Origin of the sequence: Halovenus rubra (assembly GCF_026586665.1) — an archaeon.
Taxonomy (GTDB): domain Archaea; phylum Halobacteriota; class Halobacteria; order Halobacteriales; family Haloarculaceae; genus Halovenus; species Halovenus rubra.
In genome coordinates this window covers 95,617-114,798 of sequence record NZ_JAODIY010000009.1, presented here as the reverse complement: position 1 = coordinate 114,798, position 19,182 = coordinate 95,617, and the positions used below count along the sequence as shown (strand labels likewise).

Below are 19,182 nucleotides of genomic sequence, written 5' to 3'. Positions count from 1 at the left end.
AACGGTCGCTCAAGTACGTAACGAAGGTGGCTCGCCTGAGCACTGACAGTCGGCGGTTTTATTACGCTGTGTCCGATAAACGTGAGAAGAAGCTGTATGTATGGAAACTCCCCAATCGGAGACGAGTCGTCGGCTGTCGAGCTGACACCGGAGGAACGCGAGAACCTCCGTAACGGCCTCTCGAATGTCGCATCGCGGACGCGTGAACTGCTTCCGGGAGAGTTCGTCGTGGGGTCTGAAATCGTTCCTGGGACAAGTGGCCCGCGGGCGACGATTGCAGTGCAGCCGCCAGTTGGTCACGTCGTGAGTGCGGATTACTCACCGGACGACGATGTCACAATCTCACCTGAAGAGCGTGACGATATCGCAACAGGTCTTGCAGCTAGCGCTGCACTCCAAGTCAAAGACGCAATGAGCGAAAACGACACGCCAACCGCAAAGTAACAGCCCTTGGCTGGGGTAAACGTCAATAGTGTCTAAAACCCGGGGGAAGCTATACCTGTCCGCGTTCATTACTACAGTTCGATGATATCGGCAGACGACTTGCGCAAGGAGTACGGTGACTTTGTTGCTGTTGAGGGTAGTTCGTTCACTGTCGATGATGGCGACGTATTCGGTATTGTCGGACCGAACGGTGCCGGGAAGACGACTACCCTGAAAATGTTAGCTGGCCTTCTCGACCCGACTAGCGGAACTGCGCAGGTTGCTGGGTACGACACCGCCGAAACCGAAATGCGGAACGATCTCGGTTTTCTCCCTGAGGAGTCGCCACTGTACGAGGAAATGACGGCTCTATCGTATCTCTCCTTTTTTGCAGACCTCTATGATGTCCCTGGCGCCGTCGCTGAGGAACGGATTCATGAAACGCTCGATAAACTCGACCTCGAACATCGAGAGCGCCAGATTGGGGACATGTCTAAGGGAATGAAACGAAAGGTCGCTATCACTCGCTCGCTTGTCAACGATCCCGACGTGTTGATTTATGACGAGCCTGCGAGTGGTCTAGACCCGCTTACCACGAACTACATCATCGAGTTCACAGAGCAGTTAGCCAAAGAAGGAAAAACCATCGTCTTCAGTGCTCACAACCTCTTTCACGTCGAGTCTATCTGTGACCGCGTCGCCATCATGGCCGATGGAGAAATTATCGCCCGCGGGGACCTAGCGGAGCTACAGGACGCTCACGGCGAGACGACGTACCACGTCTACACCACTGTCGAGGTATCCGACAGCGTTAGAGAAAATGGGCAGTACCGTCGTATTGTTGAATCGATGGACGCTGTCGACGAAACGCGAACACTCGCCGAAGAGGCAGGCGGTGATGTTATCGACATTCGGACCGAGGAGTCGAGTCTCGAAGAAGTCTTCCTGAATGTTGCAGAGAGTCGGTCACACTCGGAGGGGTAACTGTGCGGCCACGCAAACTCCTCCGAATCGCTCGCTGGGAAGTGACGAAAAATGCCGGTGGTGTTGACCGCCAGACCGTGGTGATTGCACTCGTTGCGCTTGCTCTGTTCACACTGGTGGTTCCGTTCGTTATGAGTGGCGAGACCGGCCTCGACGAGGGACTGTACCGCGTTTCGGTTGATGAGGATAGTCAGTTCTCTGCGGTAGTTGAGTCAGAATCCGCGTTTGCCGTGCGCGACGGTGACGTGAAAGCTGTGGAGTCTGGTGACGTGGAACTTTACATCGAGCCTGGATTGATCACCTTTGCGAACACGACAAAGGGAGTTGCCGCCTACGAGCAACTTCAGAGCTCAGTCGACCGGTACAACAACAGAGAGTTACGACAGGAAGTCAACCAGACGGCTGCGTTTCCGGTCTCTGTCGTCCTCGATTACCGGGAGCAGGGTGGGCTCGGTGAGTCGCTGCGAATAGCTGACTCTGAGGACGAAGAAAGCGAATCTAGTGCTGAAACCGGAGACGACAGTGATGGGGGTGAAACAGAACGTAGCGGTGAATCCGGCGCGACCGATGGAACAGATGGCGATTCCAGTGGGGAAAGCGATGGAAGCCCAACCCTCGATTCGGACGGTAGCGGTAGTAATGGTGGTGGAATTGGTGGGTTTGGTGCCTCGTTCAACGAAGAATCTGTGTCCGGTTCACCGTCTGATATCGACCCACCGTTCCCGTTTCAGTCACTTGTGCTTGCCTTTCTGGTTGTTATCCCTCTGAATTTCCTTATTCAGGCGTATGGAAGCACGATTCTCTCTGAACGGACAAACCGCCGTGGCGAACTGTTGTTGGTTTCTCCAGTGAGCCGGTTCGATATTATCGGGGGCAAAACGTTGCCGTATTTCCTTGGCGGAATGGTTCTTGAGTCTGTTATCGTCGCAGGCCTCTTTTTGGCTATTCATGGCCGGCCGGGCGGCTTTATCTCAATCCTTGCAGTGACGCCTCTGGTCTTACTCTTTCTCAGCGCGACGTTCCTCGGCGCGATGTTCGCCCGGTCGTTCAAAGAGCTAACGTTTGTGACTGTCACTATCACCGTCACACTGACCAGTTATGCCTTTGTCCCGGCAATCTTCACCGATGTGGGTGCTGTTGCTCTTATATCGCCGCTTACACTGCTTGTCCGGGAGCTCCAGACGGAGACAATCGCGATTTCGGAGTTTGTGTTTTCGACGACTCCGCCCCTGCTCTGCTCAGGCGTGTTTTTCGGGCTCGGAGCCGGTCTCTACCGCGAGGAAGATATGTTTGACCAACGCTCACTCCGTGGCCGCGTCCTTGATGCTCTTGTCGGGCCGATTCCTGCAACCGGTGGCACCGGATGGATTACGGGCCGTCTCGACTCTATTCTTCCAGTCAATATCACGCCACTACGGCGGTATATTGCAGTCGGCGGACTAACAGTTGGATTGATTCCATTTGTGTTTGTCGTCCAGTTGCTCGCAATTGCCTTACTGTTCGCGCTTGGCGAAATCTCAATTATTCTTATTCTTATCGTCGTCGCTGTCGTCGAGGAACTCGCAAAAAGCCTGCATATTTATGCTGGCTATACCCACGGACTGTTCGCGTCCGGTCGCCGAACAGCCCTCTTTTTGGGAGTTGCAAGCGGTGTTGGGTTTTTCATCGCTGAAAAGGTTGCACTGCTTGCACAGCTTGTCGGCCTTCCGGAACTCGCTGTTGCCGATGCGGGACTACAGGGAGGTATTATACCGGGGCCTGCTGGGCTGACGGCCCTGCTGTTTTTGTTCGCCCCTCTTCTTTTGCACGTCGTCACCGCAGCCATCTCTGCGGTCGGGGCCAGACGCGGGAAACGAGAGTATACATTAGCCGTCGGGTTAGCGATGCTCGTTCATCTCGGATACAATTTGACGGTGGTGAGTACGCTTGTCTGACCGCCGCTTTTTCTCGCATCCGCGATGGACGATAGCTAAGCGGGAAATCAACGCTCTCAGCCGCGAGAAGACAATCGTGCTGGCAATTTGTATCCAGCTGTTCATCGCTGGGTTTTCGTCGTTTCTGGTTGTCGGTCTCACGTCTCTGTACGACCCACAGTCGGTCGACGGGAGCAACATCGAGGTCGCAGTCTCGGGTGACGTTGAGCAAGAACTACTGGAAGCGTCAACGGAGGTGCAGGGTGTCTCAGTACAGCGAATAGCCACCCGAGATGATGCACTTGAGCTGTTCGATAACGGAGATGTCGATGCCGTCATCTCTACGTCGAGTATCCCGGCAGGCGGTGCTAGCAAAGTCCAAGTTGAGGCAGCGGTTCCAGCTGAGGACCTGCGGACGACGCTTATCGTCGTCACCATTCGAGAACTGTTGACAGAACTGGAGCGTCTCGAACGCGTCGACCGTGTCGACTACCTCGAACAAGCGCCCGTCGAGGTACCACAAGATGTGGGGTCGAGCTCGTACTTTGGGTTCACCTACACAATCTTGCTCCCACTATTGCTCTTCTTGCCGGCGTTTATCAGCGGCTCTATTGTCGTTGACTCACTCACTGAAGAGATTGAACAGGGAACCCTCGAACTACTTCGGGTGTCTCCAGTTTCGCTTGTGGATATCGTTGACGGGAAGGCTGTCGGAATGATTGCTATTGCGCCGATTCAGGCGGGTGTCTGGATGCTACTCCTGCGATTTAATGGAACCAGTATCCAAAATATGTGGCTCATACTCCTGTTTGTAACTGCGATTACGACACTCACTGTAGTTGTTGGAACAACACTTGGGGTGGTCACTGGCCAGCGACGGCAAGCACAGCTGCTTTACTCTCTGCTGGCTGTTCTCTTGTTCGGGTCGACGCTTGTGCTTCCTGAACATCCAGCCAGCACAGTCGCACTGCTAGCTGTCGACAGCGCAACAATCGTGACACTGGGCCACGTTGTGGCATTCACAGCGCTCGCTATCGGGTTATATCTCCTCGTTAGGCAGTACGTCAGTCACCTCGATGCCGAGTCGCTGTGATTATCTTGACTCCTTGACGGTGAGAGTGAGAGTGAGTGATTCACCGTCAGCCAGTGCTCCCACGAGCGATCGGTTGAGGTCGCTTGCGGCTTTATCTGCCTTTACAGCGATTGTTCTGTCATCTACGTACTCGCTTGTCCGGATAACCATACTCCGATTGCTCTCGAAGGTGAGGTCGGGGCTACCACTGGCCTCGATACGGTCCCTGTGCTCAACTGTTTCGAGTGTTACTGTTATCGTCGAATCAGAGTGCTGGCAAGCCTCGACAAATGCCTCGTCAAATGATTCGGGGACCCGACCGGCTTCGATACCGACGATACAGTCCCCAGCCGGTGTGAGAAAGTCGTCGCTAGTCACCTCGAATGTACTCTCGTGTTCTGCTGAAATGTTCTCGTGACCGTGTGCAGTTACAGTTTCGGTCAGTGTCGCACTGTCGTTGCTCATGGCGAGGTGTGAGAGAGCAGGGCTCAAGAATCAGTCGGTACGAAACGCTACCTGTGATGGGATACCGTTGGTTGCTATGGTACTCAAAGCATAGTCGTTAGATGGAGATAAAACGATGCTCACAGACGCCAGCCGTCCTACGTTGTGGTGTTGTCCGGTCTATCTTTCTCGACGTTAAATCAGCGATCCGACGCTGATTGCGATAGTTGACCCAATCATTAGAACGACGAAGAATATCGCAACCCACTGTTCTGTGTCCATATTAGCTCAAACTCCGTCCCGAAATTTAGATGTTTCGCTACCAGCCGACACACTCAACTATCAGTCGTCCAAACAGGTTTGTATGAGCTCGCGCTCTGTTTTCCCCATCTTCGAACTCATCCTGTTGTTCGTCGTTGTGTACCTGTTACAGGTACTCACGGCGTTCGCAGATCTTGTCGGCCCCTTGTTCGTTCTTCAACCGCCGGTAACGGAGAACCCGTGGACTGTGGTCACAAGTGTGTTCGCTCATAAACACCTTGGTCACCTCATTTCTAACGCAATCTCGCTTGTCGTCTTCGGGCTTCCGGTTGCGATGTTCACGACTAGAGCACGATTTTATACGTTTTTCGTCACCGCCGGCGCGCTGGCTGGAATCTCTCAGATTGTGTTCAGCGACCTATTCACACTGATTCCGTTGGTTGAATACACTGCCTCGCCGGGCGTTCTTGGAGCGAGTGGCGGCGTATTTGCACTCCTTGGCTATCTGCTTGCTGGCAACCGTCTCTCGGGTATGCTCGGTTCGACTGTCGACGTACCACGCTGGCTCTCATCGCTGGTCTTTCTCGGGCTGGCGGTGGTACTGACTCTGGTGACGGCCTCACCTGGTGCAGCGCTTATTGCTCACTTCACAGGTCTGCTGGTCGGCCTACTTGCTGGCAGTCTGAACCTACTTGACCCAGGAAACAGTCGGTAGCGTTAGTTGGTCTCTGTATGGCAGTAGCTACAAATCCCCCCAGTCCGAAGCGAAAACAGAGTAATGTCCGATGGGATTCGAGCGACCGTCTCGTTCACAGCGCCCGGTGAGTGTCCGATTGCGACAGCCTCTCACACAGCTGACGGTCGCATCGAACAGGTGTCAACAAGCACGAGCCCCTCGGAGAGTGAACACAGCGTCACCGAGTTCATCGCGGATGGAGATATTGAGGAAACTGACAGGATTGAGCCAGTATTCTCATATGGGGATCGGTCGGTGTTCAGAGCACACCATCACCCGCCAGTAAACTGTCCCTGTGAGACGCTTGGCGAGCACGGGTGCCCGATTCACCGATATAGTGCCGAAGATGGGCAACTAACGCTCGTCTTCCACGCGCCCGATTTCGAGACGCTCCAATCGATAATGGATCGTTTTCGGGAACGGTACCCTCCCGTCGACGTTCAGCGACTGCTCCAGCCCCCACTGGAAGGCTCTCCAGAAGAGCGTGTCTTCGTTAATCGCGGCAAACTCACAGAGAGACAACTCGAAGTTCTCACTGTTGCCTACGAGATGGGCTACTTTAAACGGCCAAAGGGTGCAAACGCGACTGAGGTTGCCGATGCCTTGGGTATTGCACAGTCAACCTTTACCGAGCATTTAGTCGCCGCCCAGCGAAAATTGCTTGTCGATATACTAGAGTAGCCATACATAACAGTAGGGAATCTATCTAACGGAAATATCTTAAGTAACTGGGGGCATATCCACGAACAAGAGACAATGTCACTAGCGAAGGAAACTGAAATGCGGCGTGAGGATATCGACGAGTTCGTCGGTAACCGCGAAACCGGCGTCCTCACGCTGGCAAAAAAGAACGAGCCGTACTCAATTCCGATTTCGTACGGCTACGACGCTACTGATGGAACGTTTTATATGCGTCTCGTCTCCACTCCTGAGAGCGAGAAACGAACGTTTCTGGACTCTTCGCCCGAAATCAGACTGGTTATCTACGATGGGACGGACGACCAGACGATGTACCGGAGTGTCGTCGCAGCCGGGACTCTCGAAGAGCGTACCCCAGAAGACCTCTCGGTCACTGAAATAGAGCAGTACGGTGAGGCGAAGCGTCCTCTGTTCGAGATCTGGGGAAAAGGTCGAGACGAACTCGACATCAAGCTCTATGAGTTCCAGCCCGACACAATCGAGGGCCGTCAGACAGAAATCGAACGCGACGATTAAGCCAAAACGCCTGACACTCAGGTATCAAAGCAGCCTGTATCGACAGATTCCGTACAGACAGGACAGCCGTTAGCGAGTATCGCTGTTTTCATCTCGCTGTTGACTGATATTTCTTGGCTGCATGCCGGACATGTAAACGAGTACTCATCTACAGATTCCTCCGACTCACTTCGCTCAGAACTCCCGTCGGACATAGATCCCGCTCTGTTGTGACATAACTCTAGAGACTGTAATACACCATCCCCCTATATAATGGGTTATTAAAAACCACACCCAAATTCGACCGAGTTTTGTGCCTGACAATGTCTTTCACTGAAAGGAACATGTCATAGGGCAGTGAGTGTTGGCATATGAACAGTGAACCTCCAGACATCGAGTCGACCACCCTCACCGAACGGCTCGTGTTGTTAGCCCTGGCTGACGCCGAAGTCAGGAGTCAGACGCCCGTTGCATCGGTCGATATCAAACAGCATTGTCTTGAACTGGCGGAGTCAGTCGACACCGAAGTGGTCAGTACACCGGACGAATCGGACGTGATGCGTGCACTTGGTGTTCTTGGGGCGGCTCCATACGTCGAAGAAGTACAACCCGAGACATCGCCTGTTGGTAAAGGCCGACCACAGTATGCACTGGATACAGAACCAGCCGACGTGCTACAGAAACTCGCTGACGACAACCGGCTTGAGAATAACGTCGAGTCGGTACAAATCAGCTGAGAACACGTGCTGTCTGTGGTAGACTAACTGAGTTCCCCGTTGTAGAGTATCACTCGGCCAGTAACCGCTTCCGGGACACGGTGTGTTGCAATCGTTGTCAGGAAGTCTACAGTATCAGCGGAGTATGTTTACGAGTGGAAAGGCGTTAGTTGCAAGCAAGGCTCTGAACCGCAAGCGTTTTCGAGGGGGCACACCGGATTTCAAGCAATGACTACATACAGCGCAACCGTGACCGTACGACTCAAGCAAGGGGTACTCGACCCAGAGGCCCAGACAACAAAGCAGGCACTCGAACGACTCGGGTTCGAATTGGATTCGCTCAGTTCGGTTGACCAGTTCGAAATTGAGCTTGATGCAGAGAGTGAGAATAGTGCTCGCGAACGCGTGACGGAGATGACTGAGCGACTACTCGCTAACCCAACGATGCACGATTACGAGGTGACTCTCGACCAACGATGACGGTCGCTGTCATCCAGTTTGGCGGAAGCAACTGTGACCGTGATACCGTGCGGGCGCTCGATGCGTTGGATATCGACGCGGAACTCGTCTGGCACGAGGATGGCCTCCCAGCGGACGTTGACGGTATCGTCCTTCCGGGAGGGTTCTCTTATGGTGACTACCTGCGGGCGGGTGCGATGGCGGCACAGTCACCCATCTTAGAAGACGTGCGGACAGTCACAGAGGAAGGGAAACCAGTACTTGGTATCTGTAACGGCGCACAGATTGGCTGTGAGTCGTCGCTGACACCGGGGGCTTTCACAGTCAACAAGAGTGCCCGCTTTCAGTGTGAACACGTCCATTTGCGTGTTGAAAACGCTGAGACGCCATGGACGAGCGGATACAATAAGGGCGACGTTGTCACGTTCCCAATAGCACACGGTGAAGGACGCTTCGAAATCGCCGACGAGCGTCTGGAAGAACTCGAAGCTGAAAACAGAGTGCTGTTTCGCTACTGTGACGCGAACGGCAACATTACCGACGAGGCCAACCCCAACGGCTCGAAACACAATATTGCAGGTATCACAGGTGAACGCGACTCCGTCGCTGTAATGATGCCTCATCCGGAACGTGCCTCACTTGCCGATATCGGCACTACCGACGGCCAAGATGTGCTGCGAGCGTTCGCCCAAACGTAGCCAGCCCTTCCTGAACTGAACAGAGAGTGTGCTATTTTTCGGTTCCGAGTAGACTCAAGACAGTTTTGTCTTGTCGTAGGATGTTAACGCTTCATCGAGTTTCTCATTGCTACAGGCCTGCGCTTCTCGTAGAATAACGCTCGTATTGAAGCACTGATTTTGGGAGTCTGCCCAGAGAGTATATAGAGACGGGCACAATTGGTAGCTCTCTTCGTCGAACCGGCAAAAACAGGACCAACGTATTCCTTTTTGGACAGCAACAGGGGCAGCTACCCCCCAACCGTGTAGAAACTTCTATGAGTGTTCGTTCCTGAGTGGCGTACGTATGAGTTCGACCTACGACCGAGGGACCGTGGAGAACTTCGGGCGCTGGAGGGAGTTCTCCGCGGGCATGTGGGCCTGGGTACTCCACAAGTTCACGGGCTGGATACTTATCGGGTATCTGTTCACGCACATCGCCGTGTTAAGCACTGCAACCGGTGTTGATCAAGCGATGGTAGAAGCAAACGAAGATATCTACACGAACACACTACAGGACCTCGAAGAGTTGGTTATCGTCCGATTCCTCGAGATAGGACTTCTCTCTGTCGCCGTGTTCCACATTTTAAACGGCATCCGCTTGCTAATGGTTGACTTAGGTGTCGGACTGGAGAGCCAAGACAAGAGTTTCTATGGCTCTCTGGCGCTAACAGCGGTCATTGCAGTTGCAAGTATTCCGACGTTCTTGGGAGGTGTCTTCTGATGGCAGAACACTACTCATCATTCCAGCGGAGTAGTTGGCGGTGGGTCGCACAGCGTGTCACAGCAGTGTTCCTCATCGGCGCACTCGCGTTCCACTTTGTTCTTCTTCACTTCATTAACCATGCTGCTGAAATCAGCTTCGCCGGGACGCAAGCCAGAATGGACGAGATTGGATATCTCTCGCTGATGGTCACATTCTTGGTAACAGCCGCGTTTCACGGACTCAACGGCGTCTACAACGCGCTTGTCAACCAGGGTCTCGAAGGAACACAGAAGCGTGTCGTGGGTTTGGTCCTCGTCCTTGCAGGCGTTCTACTGGTCGGACAGGGGACATACGTCGCTCTCTCGATGAACGGCTTCATCTGATCGGAGGACATCATGAGTACACAGGTCACAGAAAAATCGGACGAAAAGGAGGAAGCAGAGAGCACCGAGCAGTCGCCGGGCGAACGGCGACGTGAGGAAAAAGCAAAAAGACAACAAGAGAAAGAAGCAGAGACGCCGGAGTTAATCGACGAGGCAGACGAGACTGTCGAGCTGAAGATATTCCGGTTCGACCCGGAAGTTCCAGATAAGGAAGAACCACGGTTTGACTCGTTTACCGTGCCATATTTTGAAGGCATGACTGTCCTCGATGGTCTCATCTACTCACGGGACAACTACGATTCGTCGCTGACGTTCCGTCACTCTTGTCGCCAGGCAGTCTGTGGCTCCGACGCGCTGTTGATTAATGGCACACAGCGCCTGGCCTGCAAAACCCAGATGGTCGACCTTGAGTGGCCGATTCGTGTCGAACCACTTCCCCACCAGGACGTGGTAAAGGACCTGGTCGTAGATATGGAGCACTTCTACGAGCAGATGAACGCAGTTGAGCCGTACTTCGACCCTGATGAGTTGCCCGAGGAAGACCGCGAAGAGCAAAAACAGCGGCCCGAAAACCGAGAGAAAATCAAGCTCTCTACCCGCTGTATCTGGTGTGGTGCGTGTATGTCCTCGTGTAATGTCGCTGCTGGTGACAACGAGTATCTTGGGCCGGCAGCCATCAACAAGGCATACAGATTCGCAATGGACGAACGTGAAGGCGGTGACAAGAAAGAAGATCGATTGCGGATTCTCGAACAGGAACACGGCGTCTGGCGCTGCCAGACCCAGTTCTCCTGTACAGAGGTATGTCCGAAAGACATCCCGCTGACTGAACACATACAGGAGCTGAAACGCGAAGCGGTCAAAAGCAACCTCAAGTTCTGGTAACCATGCAAGAACACGATGTTATCGTGGTCGGCGCCGGTGGCGCCGGCCTCCGAGCGGCAATCGAAGCACACGAACACGGTGCCGACGTGGCACTCGTCACGAAACTCCATCCGGTCCGCAGCCACACGGGTGCGGCCGAAGGAGGCATCAACGCGGCGCTGCACTCTGAAGACTCGTGGGACCTGCACGCCTATGACACGATGAAGGGGTCGGACTATCTCGGCGACGCACCTGCTGTGGATGCCTTCGCACAGGAGGCACCTGACGAGGTAATCCAACTCGAACATTGGGGAATGCCTTTTTCACGAGAGGATGATGGAACTGTCTCACAACGGCCATTCGGTGGCCTTTCCCATCCGCGGACAACCTATGCCGGTGCAGAGACCGGCCATCACCTGCTTCATACGATGTATGAACAGGTTGTCAAACGGGGCATCGAAGTATACGACGAGTGGTACGTGACAAACCTTGCTGTCACTGACGAAGCAAACCCCGAAGAACGCGCCTGTCACGGTGCTGTAGCCTACGAGATTGCGACAGGTGAAGTCGAAGGGTTCTACGGTCATGACGGAGTTATTCTGGCGACAGGAGGTCTCGGTCAAGCGTTCGACCACACGACCAACGCAATCGCCAACACCGGTGACGGGCAAGCGATGGCATTCCGCGCCGGTTCTCCAATGGAGGATATGGAGTTCGTTCAGTTCCACCCCACGACGCTCCCGTCGACAGGAGTGCTCATCTCAGAGGGTGTCCGCGGAGAGGGTGGAATCCTGTATAACGAGGCTGAGGAACGGTTTATGTTCGAGCACGGGTATGCCAACAACGACGGCGAACTTGCCTCGCGTGATGTTGTTTCTCGCGCCGAGTTGACCCAGATTAACGAGGGGCGTGGCATCGAAGACGAGTACGTTCACCTCGACATGCGCCACCTCGGCGAGGATCGGATTCTCAACAGGTTGGAGAATATTCTCCACCTTGCAGAAGACTTCGAAGGCGTCGACGGCCTTGATAAACCCATGCCGGTTAAACCTGGTCAGCACTACCAGATGGGTGGCATTGAAGTCGACGAGTACGGACAGGCCTGTATCGATGGGCTCTACGCCGTCGGTGAATGTGCCTGTTACAGTCTCCACGGAGCGAACCGGCTAGGTGGGAACGCACTGCCCGAACTGATGGTATTCGGTGCTCGTGCTGGCCGTCACGCCGCCGGTGAGGTTGATGAAAAAGCGAAGGTGAAAACTGGACCATCCGCGAAATCAGAAGATGGCTCGATTGGTTCCCCAGTTGACCTCGGCGGTGTCTCTGAGAGTGAAGCAGTCGCAACTGACGGCGGCGCACTGGCGACGCCACAAGACGTTCTAGAGGCGGCGGTTGAAGCCGAGCGTGACCGCGTCGAGACACTCATCGAGCGCGATGGTATCAACCACGCCGATGTTCGTGAAAAAGTCCAGTTGACGATGACTGAAAACGTGAACGTCTTCCGTGAAGAAGAGAACCTGAAACAGGCGCTACGGGACATCCGCGAAGCCCGTGAAATGTACCAGAACGTCGCTGTCAGAGATCCATCCAGAACGTACAACACTGACCTCATCCACACAATCGAGACGCGGAATATCCTTGACTGTGCGGAAGCTATCACTGCTGGCGCACTTGCTCGTGAGGAGTTCCGAGGTGCACACTGGCGCAAACAGCATCAGGAACGCAAAGACGACGAGTGGCTCAAACACACGATGTATGCCTGGAACAACGGAAATCCTGACCTCTACTACAAACCGGTCATCCTCGAAGGAGACGAAGAGACCTACGAGCCAAAAGAACGCTCGTACTAACTCAGCCCAGCCCATTCTGTATAGCTGCGTTTCGATTTTACTGTTTTAAACATGATTTTGCATGACTTCGCGTGAACTGTTCGGCCGGCCGCTTATCAGCCGCCGGTTTGTCGGGGCGTGGCTCGTTCTCGTAGCTACAATTCCGCTTGCACTTCGGTCGTATTTCATTCGAGACCGACTCAGCCTCTTTGCTTGGAAGCCCGGCGAGATGATGGGTATCAACTACCGGGTGTATCACCACGCTGCTGAACTGGCACTTGATGGCGAACCCTTCTATAACGCTCCGCCAACCCAAGCCTTCGACTGGGCTGTGTATCTTTACCCGCCGGGAACGCTCCCTCTCTACTATCCGTTTACCTTTGTCAAGTGGACAACTGGGTACACGATTCTGACAGGGCTGTCGATCCTTGCTGCAGTTGCTGGCACATTTCTCCTCGTAGATTACGTCGAATCCGTTGGTCCACGGCTTGGCTGGGTTGATGCAGGCATCATCTTCCTTGCGTTTCTCCTCTCAACGCACAGTTTTGGAACGGTCTACTTTGGGAACATTAACCTCATGCTCGCGTTGGGTATCGTCTTTGGCTTTTGGGCGTTGCACCGGAACCGCGAGATAGCATCGGGTGTTGCCTTTGGTATCGTTGCTTTGTTCAAACTGTTCCCCGCTCTTATCGGGCTATGGCTTCTTCGGACCCGACGCTTCCGGGCAGTGGGGGCCGCACTCGCCACCGGTATTGGTGGTCTGCTCGCCGGAATAGCGCTATTTGGGCTTGATACAACAGTCTTTTATTTCACTGAGGTGGTGGCAAACCGAACCGATAGCTCGTTGTTTGTCGGTGGCTATCCTGTTGAGGGTACGTACTACGTCACGGTCCAGCAGCCAGTCTCCTGGGCGGTCGCTGCCGTGTGGCCAACAGCACCGTACAGTGTTATCGTTCTGGTTTCTGTTCTTGTGGTCGTGCCTACTGTGGCGTTTCTCTATCGAAATGTCGAAACGACGATGGACAGGCAGATGGCTATCTTCGCCACACTCGCTGCAATGGTCACGCTTCTCCCGTCGTTCCGGTGGTATCTTGTCTTCCTCTATGTGCCGATGGTGACACTGTTATATCTCTGGAGGCCAAGTCGAAGCCGCCAACTCTTTGTCGCGGGCGGTGTCTTGCTTTCGGTGACGTTTAGTTCCGGAAGTGTCGTCGACGCGTTGAGCGTCCTTCCAGCGCCACTCTACTCAGTCGCGTACGCAGTTGGCGGGGCTGGAGTGTTACCGCTGTATGGCATCCTTCTGATGGTCTTGGCTTGTCTCTGGGAGAAGCGATGTTCGTCGACCAAGCAGGCACAAAGCCCTGCCTGAACAAAAGTATCGAACCGACACGTGAGGACTACTTCAGGAACCTGTGTGGGTTACTGCCGGTGTATTGTTTTAAGAGAGTTTGCGGCGTCACTCGTCAAGCCGCATATCCCCACCAGGGCTGTCCGACACATCTTCTTCCCAGTCTGCATCGCCTGACTCGAACTCCTCTTTCAGTTGCGCGAACGTTGACCCGCCTCCGCCACTATCAGACTCACTGTCGTCATCTGGTTGGTCGTCTTCCTCGACAGTCTCCTCGTCAGCTTCCGAGTCGTCCACTGCATCATCTTCGAATAGCTCGTCCTCTTCGAAGGGGTCCTCGTCGAAAAGCTCCTCGTCTTCATCGTCATCGTCAATCGCAAGCGACGAAAGATCGTCTTCGGGCGATTCCGTCTCATTGTCCGTCGGCGCATCTCCGAACCCAGCGTCAAACTCATCACTACCGTCGCCAGCATCTTCATCTGTGTCGCTATCCTCGAAAGAAATGTCAGCGTCTTCGAGGCTCACAAGTTCGTCATCGTCGTCCAGCGGGTCCGACTCAGACTGGAAGGCAACTTCCTCTGCGACGTTGTCAGCAGTATCATCCTCCGCAGAGTCATTCCAGTCAGCGTCACCGGAATCAAACTCTTCTTTGAGGTCATCGAAGGACGCGTCCCCGGTGCTTTCAGAGGTGGCATCGAAATCGCCAGAGTCTGTCTCTCCGACATGATTCTCAATTGGCTGGTCCGATTGTTCGTTGCCTTCGTCGTTCCACTCCTCGCCCTCCTCGTACTCGGCTTTGAGGTCTTCGAAAGATGCGGTGTCGGCTTCTGCACTCATCGGTGAATCCGACTCCACTGAAGTATCCGGCTCGCTGTCCGCGCTGAGAGGCGGTTCTGCTGTCGGTTCACCCTCCGAAGCAGCCGTCGGCTGTTCGGGTACATCACCAACCTGATTGGTCAGATCTATATCCTGTGGTTCATCTGATGAGGCGCTGACAGCGGACTCGTCTGTCGTCTCAGACATGCCAAGACCCGACTCGTCATCCGACATTGGCGTATCCGTTGTTGTCTCGGTCGGTTGACTCACAGCCTGCACCAGCGACGGGTCAAGGGGCGTTGCTGCTGTTTCAAGTTTCCGGAGCGATGGAGGATTACCTATTACGGACACCTGGTCATCAGGAGAGAGAACGTACTCACGGGACGGAAGTGACACAGGGTCCGCCTCTTCGGGGGTTACTCCAACAACAGTCACCGCCAGTGCCCCGACGGGCATCCCATGAAGTGGACTCCCTGCTTTGACACTCACAGATGTGTAACTCTCGTCGCTAGTCCGTAACAGCGACGCAAACTCTCGTGCTGGGCGGTCCTCAACAGGAAGCGTGACAAGCCGATACGTTCGTGTGGGATCAACTTTTGGTGTATCGGCCGAGTTGATTGCAACAGTCACAACATCACCTGCGATACCTCTGAGTTCGCCTGTCAGAACTCGTCGTTCCGCGTCGGCTTCCCAGACCTGCACCACGTCGCCCGTGCTTGCTGCGAACGCTGGGTCGGCAGTAATCGCGACAGCGTTTGTCGCTGGTGGGAGCGTTGGTCCGATACCTGCAGCGCGGCTCCCGACACCGAGATGTTCGATTGAGCCATCACTCCCGAGTTCAAGGTCTACAGTTCCGACCCCAAAGTCGGTTTTCAGCCGCGAGCGGAGACGGCTATCTAGTTCGCTCACTGTCAGGTTTTGTGGAAAAACGAACTGCTTACCGGCAATTGTTTCGCGGGTTCGTTCAGTGACCGGGTCATACCCCACAACGTCGTCGATTTCTTGTGGCAGAGTCACAGTGGTAACCCGGCCAACAGTCTGAACAAGTCGTGAAACCTCCTCGTCGACGGCCTCACGGTCTCCGTCGTAGATGACGTTTTGCCCGAAGGCATCTCCCCATCTGTGTCCGGCAAGTGCACCGACGCCACCAAGAAAGAACGCAGCGACAGTAAAGAGCGCAATCTGGACGCTGTCCAGTTCGCTGCTGGTGACCTGTCCAAGTACAGTTGTCGCGTTCAAATAGACTGCGACGCCCGCAACACCGCTGAGAACAGCCAGTCCAACCGGGACGCGTTCGCGCGTCGCCCAGCGGTAGCCAAGCGCGATTATCACAGCGACGGTGCCAGCAAGTATCGCCAGCCCAAGTAGCTCCGTCGTGGCTGTTACCATCCGGTCGGCAGTCGAAAGCACTGGTCTCACGCTGCTGACTCACCCGGCTTGACACCCACGGTTTCGAACTCATGGAGTGCGTCCCGAACGCCGACTGCAAATAGTTCATCACCTGCTTCGAGATAGGTGTCTCCACCAGGAGCGACAAGCCAGCCACCATCTTTGCGGACAGCAAGAACAGACACATCGTGGCGCGCTTGTGTGTCTATGCTCCCAAGACGGGTGTCAGCAAACGTGCCACCTGCCTCGACGACGAATCGTCGAAATCGGTTGTCAGCCCGCCGCAGCGTCGAGATAACCTCGTACTCCCGGCGTGTCCCTCTTGGTTCGACAACAATCTTTGTATCGCTAGCTCGCAAAAGCGGCTGCACGTCGGTTCGCGTCACTGCAACAGTGAGTCGCCCTTCACCGCCGTCTGTTGTTGGCTGCCTGACTGCTGGGGCCTGCTGGTCACTCCTCGCCGGTTTTTCGTTAGAAGACGGGGCAATATCGGGGCCGTCATCGTCCGTACCCTCGTCGGCTCGCGCGCTGACAACGGTGCCCCGAACCTGTACATCTGGTGTAATAACAGTTACTTCGTCACCGTGAACGAGACCCGTCGGAATAAGCCCAGAAACGGAGACAGCATGCCGGTCGTGACTGACCCGTTTCGAGAGACCCGAAAACGGCGGCGCAGCCACGACAGTCACCTGCCCGCGTTCATCAACAGTAACGGACACGTCACCGAGGTCGTACTCAGTCTGAAGGCGGTCTGCCACCCGGCGTTCGAGTTCCCTGAGCCGGAGGTCCGCAGGGAACGTCAGCTCGCTGTTTCTGAGCTGTGCCCGCAATTCTTCGGGAAGCGGTGGATACCCTTCCATATCAGATACCTCACCACTCACCCGAAGACGGACCTCTTCACCACCGTTGACGAACTCACCACGCTCTCTGGATACGGTTCGCTCTCGGAGCCTTGAAAGCGAGAGCCGCCGCGGGATGTCAGCAGCCATCTGCTCGCCCCGACTCTGAGCAGACAGTGATAGCATTCCAACAACGAACGTTGCCGTCAGAAATCGGACGGGATTTGGGTTCGCGAGCACCGACGAATCAGCCAGGATTAACACACCACCGTTGAAGCCAGCAAGAACGAGCGCAAGCAGCGTGGCTCCGGGCTTTGGAACAGCCACACTGCTGAGATATCTAAACGAAAATCCCAGGGCCCATGAGACGACCGCTGGGATGAGTCCGACGAGTAACCCAAGGTAGATACCAAGCAGTATCTCCGCCGGAATCGACGCCATACGTGTGGTCAATGTTTCGACAGTGAAATCAGTTTCTGCCGTTATCAGAAATGTGACCGGCAGAGAGCGGGCGACTCTCTGGCACTCCCCAGAACCCATAAGCTGACCTCTCCGGGGGGATGTAGGCACGTTCAAGTCCCAGGGGGTACTGAAGCGGTGTATGGATTGGCGAAAGAACAGACAGCGTGGGTATCTGAGCGGGCGGATTGCAGCTGCGCTCGCTGTTCTGACCGCAGTTCTTTCTCTCTGGACTGGGTTGGCCAACATAACCACCAGTGTTGCTATTGGCCCCTACGCTCAGTACGTCCCCGAAATCGTTCAAGAGACTGCGGGCTTTACTGGAACCATAACTGGCTTTTTTTTGTTACTGTTTGCCTGGCAACTCCGACGAGGGTTGCGAATCGGCTGGTACGGGACTGTTGTCTTGCTTCCTGTGACTGCATTTCAGGGCGTCTTTCAGGCGAATGTCTACTCGCTACCCCTCGTTGTCCTCTCGGCTCTCACTCTCCCAATTGTCGCAATAAATTACGCTAGATTCGACGCCGAGATGACTTTTTCGAACGCACAGATTGCGTCGGTCCTCGCTCTCTCGGGAACGGTCGCGTATGGAACGCTTGGCTCGTTTGCGCTCCGAGAGGAGTTCGTCGAAATCGAGAGCCTCACTGACGCGCTCTACTATACAATTGTGACGGCGAGTACCGTCGGATATGGAGATATCACACCCCAAAGTGAGCAGGCGACACTGTTTTCGCTCTCACTGGTTATTCTTGGGACAGTCAGCTTTGCAGTAGCGCTCGGGTCCGTGCTGGGACCAGCGCTTGAATCACGATTTGCACGCGCACTTGGAACCATGACAGACACAGATTACGACCTGCTTGAGAACCACATCGTGGTGCTTGGGTACGGCGAGTTGACCGAACCGCTGCTCGAACGGCTACAGGACGTCCGTTTTGTTGTTGTCACCGCTGACAACGAGATGGCAAGACGCCTGCAAGAAGATGGAGTCAACGTCTACGTCGGGAATCAAAGCGACGACCAACCTCTCCGTGACGTGGGGATCGAGCGAGCGAAAGCCATCATTGTCGCGACGAACAACGACGCAGAGGATGCACTCGCGATTCTTACGGCCCGCGAGCTCAACCCCGATGCCCGTATCGTGGCTGGCGCTACCTCACGAGGAAACGTCGAGAAATTACGCCGTGCTGGCGCTGATACCGTTCTTAGCCCGGCAGACATCGGTGGCCGTCTCCTCGTCCAATCGGCAGTAAGTGGTGACGACGTAGAACAGTTGGCTGACGAGCTAGTTGATGATTAGTTGTCTTACTACCGGGAGTTCTGTGGTGCCTGACTGGATCGAAGCGTTTCTGCGACGAGGTTTGCAGCCTCTTCAGCCGCACGCGCTCGGCCATCGGTCGGGTCGCTGTTAGCCGTCGTTTCATGGCCACACTGCAAGGAGGTAGCTGACGTGGAGTGGTCAGTCATCATTACGTACCTATTACATCCCGTATATAATAGTAGGACAACACTGTCAGCTCCGGTTTCGCTTATTTCGGAGTCTTTTTGCTGTTTTCCTGGATTTTATCCTTTAGTAGGCGATTTTGCGTCATATCTGATACCGGTTTTCACTCCTGTAAATATTTCATACCGCT

At 54.7% G+C, this 19,182-nt stretch carries 21 protein-coding genes; 16 read left to right on the top strand and 5 right to left on the bottom strand.

Features of this window, described 5'->3' with window-relative positions; all coding sequences use genetic code 11:
• Nucleotides 1-96: 96 nt before the first annotated feature.
• The 4 genes from N5098_RS07500 (at nucleotide 97) to N5098_RS07485 (ending at nucleotide 4,413) form a co-directional block, all read left to right on the top strand.
• Nucleotides 97-444: a DUF5811 family protein gene (locus N5098_RS07500; protein WP_267637142.1), complete on the top strand. Its 348-nt coding sequence runs from the start codon at nucleotides 97-99 to the stop codon at nucleotides 442-444.
• Between the two features lie 81 nt (nucleotides 445-525).
• The gene (locus N5098_RS07495) at nucleotides 526-1,407 is read left to right on the top strand and encodes an ABC transporter ATP-binding protein (RefSeq protein ID WP_267637141.1); all 882 of its coding nucleotides are present in this window, start codon (nucleotides 526-528) and stop codon (nucleotides 1,405-1,407) included.
• Nucleotides 1,408-1,409: 2 nt separating this feature from the next.
• Entirely contained in the window at nucleotides 1,410-3,341 is a 1,932-nt protein-coding gene (locus N5098_RS07490) for an ABC transporter permease (protein ID WP_267637139.1), read from the top strand.
• The gene (locus N5098_RS07485) at nucleotides 3,334-4,413 is read left to right on the top strand and encodes an ABC transporter permease (RefSeq protein WP_267637138.1); all 1,080 of its coding nucleotides are present in this window, start codon (nucleotides 3,334-3,336) and stop codon (nucleotides 4,411-4,413) included. Before N5098_RS07490 ends, N5098_RS07485 begins: the two co-directional genes overlap by 8 nt.
• On the opposite strand, the gene N5098_RS07480 is transcribed toward N5098_RS07485, so the two are convergent.
• Nucleotides 4,414-4,857, bottom strand: a complete 444-nt coding sequence (locus tag N5098_RS07480) for a DUF371 domain-containing protein (RefSeq protein ID WP_267637137.1) — start codon at nucleotides 4,855-4,857, stop codon at nucleotides 4,414-4,416. It abuts the gene before it with no gap.
• A gap of 343 nt (nucleotides 4,858-5,200) precedes the next feature.
• On the opposite strand from N5098_RS07480, the gene N5098_RS07475 reads away from it, so the two are divergent.
• The 3 genes from N5098_RS07475 to N5098_RS07465 all read left to right on the top strand — a co-directional run bounded on the left by N5098_RS07475 (nucleotide 5,201) and on the right by N5098_RS07465 (nucleotide 7,048).
• The gene (locus N5098_RS07475) at nucleotides 5,201-5,812 is read left to right on the top strand and encodes a rhomboid family intramembrane serine protease (protein WP_267637136.1); all 612 of its coding nucleotides are present in this window, start codon (nucleotides 5,201-5,203) and stop codon (nucleotides 5,810-5,812) included.
• 63 nt (nucleotides 5,813-5,875) lie between these two features.
• On the top strand, nucleotides 5,876-6,514 hold the full coding sequence (locus N5098_RS07470; RefSeq protein WP_267637135.1) for a helix-turn-helix domain-containing protein: 639 nt from the start codon (nucleotides 5,876-5,878) through the stop codon (nucleotides 6,512-6,514).
• A gap of 75 nt (nucleotides 6,515-6,589) precedes the next feature.
• Entirely contained in the window at nucleotides 6,590-7,048 is a 459-nt protein-coding gene (locus N5098_RS07465) for a pyridoxamine 5'-phosphate oxidase family protein (protein ID WP_267637134.1), read from the top strand.
• Nucleotides 7,049-7,065: 17 nt separating this feature from the next.
• Here the strand turns inward: N5098_RS07465 and N5098_RS17690 are convergent, their stop codons facing one another.
• Complete coding sequence (locus N5098_RS17690; protein ID WP_438267329.1) at nucleotides 7,066-7,242, bottom strand: DUF7560 family zinc ribbon protein; 177 nt, start codon at nucleotides 7,240-7,242, stop codon at nucleotides 7,066-7,068.
• A gap of 156 nt (nucleotides 7,243-7,398) precedes the next feature.
• On the opposite strand from N5098_RS17690, the gene N5098_RS07460 reads away from it, so the two are divergent.
• The 8 genes from N5098_RS07460 to N5098_RS07425 all read left to right on the top strand — a co-directional run bounded on the left by N5098_RS07460 (nucleotide 7,399) and on the right by N5098_RS07425 (nucleotide 14,069).
• Nucleotides 7,399-7,764, top strand: coding sequence for a Cdc6/Cdc18 family protein (locus N5098_RS07460; protein ID WP_267637133.1), 366 nt, complete (start codon nucleotides 7,399-7,401; stop codon nucleotides 7,762-7,764).
• Between the two features lie 207 nt (nucleotides 7,765-7,971).
• Nucleotides 7,972-8,223: a phosphoribosylformylglycinamidine synthase subunit PurS gene (gene purS, locus N5098_RS07455; RefSeq protein WP_267637132.1), complete on the top strand. Its 252-nt coding sequence runs from the start codon at nucleotides 7,972-7,974 to the stop codon at nucleotides 8,221-8,223.
• A complete protein-coding gene (purQ, locus tag N5098_RS07450; protein ID WP_267637130.1) occupies nucleotides 8,220-8,900 on the top strand; it encodes a phosphoribosylformylglycinamidine synthase I in 681 nt (226 codons plus the stop codon). Before purS ends, purQ begins: the two co-directional genes overlap by 4 nt.
• Before the next feature lie 325 nt (nucleotides 8,901-9,225).
• Nucleotides 9,226-9,642 carry a succinate dehydrogenase, cytochrome b556 subunit gene (gene sdhC / locus N5098_RS07445; protein ID WP_267637129.1) on the top strand — a complete coding sequence of 139 codons (417 nt, stop codon included), beginning with the start codon at nucleotides 9,226-9,228 and terminating at the stop codon, nucleotides 9,640-9,642.
• A complete protein-coding gene (locus N5098_RS07440) occupies nucleotides 9,642-10,007 on the top strand; it encodes a succinate dehydrogenase/fumarate reductase transmembrane subunit (RefSeq protein ID WP_267637128.1) in 366 nt (121 codons plus the stop codon). Before sdhC ends, N5098_RS07440 begins: the two co-directional genes overlap by 1 nt.
• A gap of 12 nt (nucleotides 10,008-10,019) precedes the next feature.
• Nucleotides 10,020-10,892 (top strand): succinate dehydrogenase/fumarate reductase iron-sulfur subunit, encoded by an 873-nt coding sequence (locus tag N5098_RS07435; protein WP_267637127.1) that lies wholly within the window; start codon nucleotides 10,020-10,022, stop codon nucleotides 10,890-10,892.
• 2 nt (nucleotides 10,893-10,894) lie between these two features.
• Nucleotides 10,895-12,721: an FAD-binding protein gene (locus tag N5098_RS07430; RefSeq protein WP_267637126.1), complete on the top strand. Its 1,827-nt coding sequence runs from the start codon at nucleotides 10,895-10,897 to the stop codon at nucleotides 12,719-12,721.
• Between the two features lie 61 nt (nucleotides 12,722-12,782).
• Nucleotides 12,783-14,069 carry a glycosyltransferase family 87 protein gene (locus N5098_RS07425; RefSeq protein ID WP_267637125.1) on the top strand — a complete coding sequence of 429 codons (1,287 nt, stop codon included), beginning with the start codon at nucleotides 12,783-12,785 and terminating at the stop codon, nucleotides 14,067-14,069.
• Between the two features lie 87 nt (nucleotides 14,070-14,156).
• Here N5098_RS07425 and N5098_RS07420 read toward each other — a convergent pair whose 3' ends face one another.
• Together N5098_RS07420 and N5098_RS07415 are read right to left on the bottom strand one after the other, a co-directional pair.
• A complete protein-coding gene (locus N5098_RS07420) occupies nucleotides 14,157-16,283 on the bottom strand; it encodes a DUF8167 domain-containing protein (RefSeq protein WP_267637124.1) in 2,127 nt (708 codons plus the stop codon).
• Nucleotides 16,280-17,533, bottom strand: a complete 1,254-nt coding sequence (locus N5098_RS07415) for a potassium channel family protein (protein ID WP_267637122.1) — start codon at nucleotides 17,531-17,533, stop codon at nucleotides 16,280-16,282. Before N5098_RS07415 ends, N5098_RS07420 begins: the two co-directional genes overlap by 4 nt.
• Before the next feature lie 160 nt (nucleotides 17,534-17,693).
• Here N5098_RS07415 and N5098_RS07410 point away from each other — a divergent pair, with 160 nt between their 5' ends.
• Nucleotides 17,694-18,848, top strand: a complete 1,155-nt coding sequence (locus N5098_RS07410) for an NAD-binding protein (protein ID WP_267637121.1) — start codon at nucleotides 17,694-17,696, stop codon at nucleotides 18,846-18,848.
• Nucleotides 18,849-18,856: 8 nt separating this feature from the next.
• Here N5098_RS07410 and N5098_RS07405 read toward each other — a convergent pair whose 3' ends face one another.
• Nucleotides 18,857-19,015, bottom strand: a complete 159-nt coding sequence (locus tag N5098_RS07405) for a hypothetical protein (protein ID WP_267637120.1) — start codon at nucleotides 19,013-19,015, stop codon at nucleotides 18,857-18,859.
• Nucleotides 19,016-19,182: the final 167 nt, after the last annotated feature.

What these genes read in the sequence shown, in the direction of transcription:
- N5098_RS07480 (WP_267637137.1), bottom strand. Translation starts at nt 4,857, where the DNA reads ATGAGCAACGACAGTGCGACACTGACCGAAACTGTAACTGCACACGGT.
- N5098_RS07500 (WP_267637142.1), top strand. Translation starts at nt 97, where the DNA reads ATGTATGGAAACTCCCCAATCGGAGACGAGTCGTCGGCTGTCGAGCTG.
- N5098_RS07465 (WP_267637134.1), top strand. Translation starts at nt 6,590, where the DNA reads ATGTCACTAGCGAAGGAAACTGAAATGCGGCGTGAGGATATCGACGAG.
- sdhC (WP_267637129.1), top strand. Translation starts at nt 9,226, where the DNA reads ATGAGTTCGACCTACGACCGAGGGACCGTGGAGAACTTCGGGCGCTGG.
- N5098_RS07425 (WP_267637125.1), top strand. Translation starts at nt 12,783, where the DNA reads ATGACTTCGCGTGAACTGTTCGGCCGGCCGCTTATCAGCCGCCGGTTT.
- N5098_RS07440 (WP_267637128.1), top strand. Translation starts at nt 9,642, where the DNA reads ATGGCAGAACACTACTCATCATTCCAGCGGAGTAGTTGGCGGTGGGTC.
- N5098_RS07495 (WP_267637141.1), top strand. Translation starts at nt 526, where the DNA reads ATGATATCGGCAGACGACTTGCGCAAGGAGTACGGTGACTTTGTTGCT.
- N5098_RS07405 (WP_267637120.1), bottom strand. Translation starts at nt 19,015, where the DNA reads ATGACTGACCACTCCACGTCAGCTACCTCCTTGCAGTGTGGCCATGAA.
- purS (WP_267637132.1), top strand. Translation starts at nt 7,972, where the DNA reads ATGACTACATACAGCGCAACCGTGACCGTACGACTCAAGCAAGGGGTA.
- N5098_RS07475 (WP_267637136.1), top strand. Translation starts at nt 5,201, where the DNA reads ATGAGCTCGCGCTCTGTTTTCCCCATCTTCGAACTCATCCTGTTGTTC.
- N5098_RS07410 (WP_267637121.1), top strand. Translation starts at nt 17,694, where the DNA reads ATGGATTGGCGAAAGAACAGACAGCGTGGGTATCTGAGCGGGCGGATT.
- N5098_RS17690 (WP_438267329.1), bottom strand. Translation starts at nt 7,242, where the DNA reads ATGTCCGACGGGAGTTCTGAGCGAAGTGAGTCGGAGGAATCTGTAGAT.
- N5098_RS07435 (WP_267637127.1), top strand. Translation starts at nt 10,020, where the DNA reads ATGAGTACACAGGTCACAGAAAAATCGGACGAAAAGGAGGAAGCAGAG.
- N5098_RS07430 (WP_267637126.1), top strand. Translation starts at nt 10,895, where the DNA reads ATGCAAGAACACGATGTTATCGTGGTCGGCGCCGGTGGCGCCGGCCTC.
- N5098_RS07460 (WP_267637133.1), top strand. Translation starts at nt 7,399, where the DNA reads ATGAACAGTGAACCTCCAGACATCGAGTCGACCACCCTCACCGAACGG.
- purQ (WP_267637130.1), top strand. Translation starts at nt 8,220, where the DNA reads ATGACGGTCGCTGTCATCCAGTTTGGCGGAAGCAACTGTGACCGTGAT.
- N5098_RS07470 (WP_267637135.1), top strand. Translation starts at nt 5,876, where the DNA reads ATGTCCGATGGGATTCGAGCGACCGTCTCGTTCACAGCGCCCGGTGAG.
- N5098_RS07415 (WP_267637122.1), bottom strand. Translation starts at nt 17,533, where the DNA reads ATGGCGTCGATTCCGGCGGAGATACTGCTTGGTATCTACCTTGGGTTA.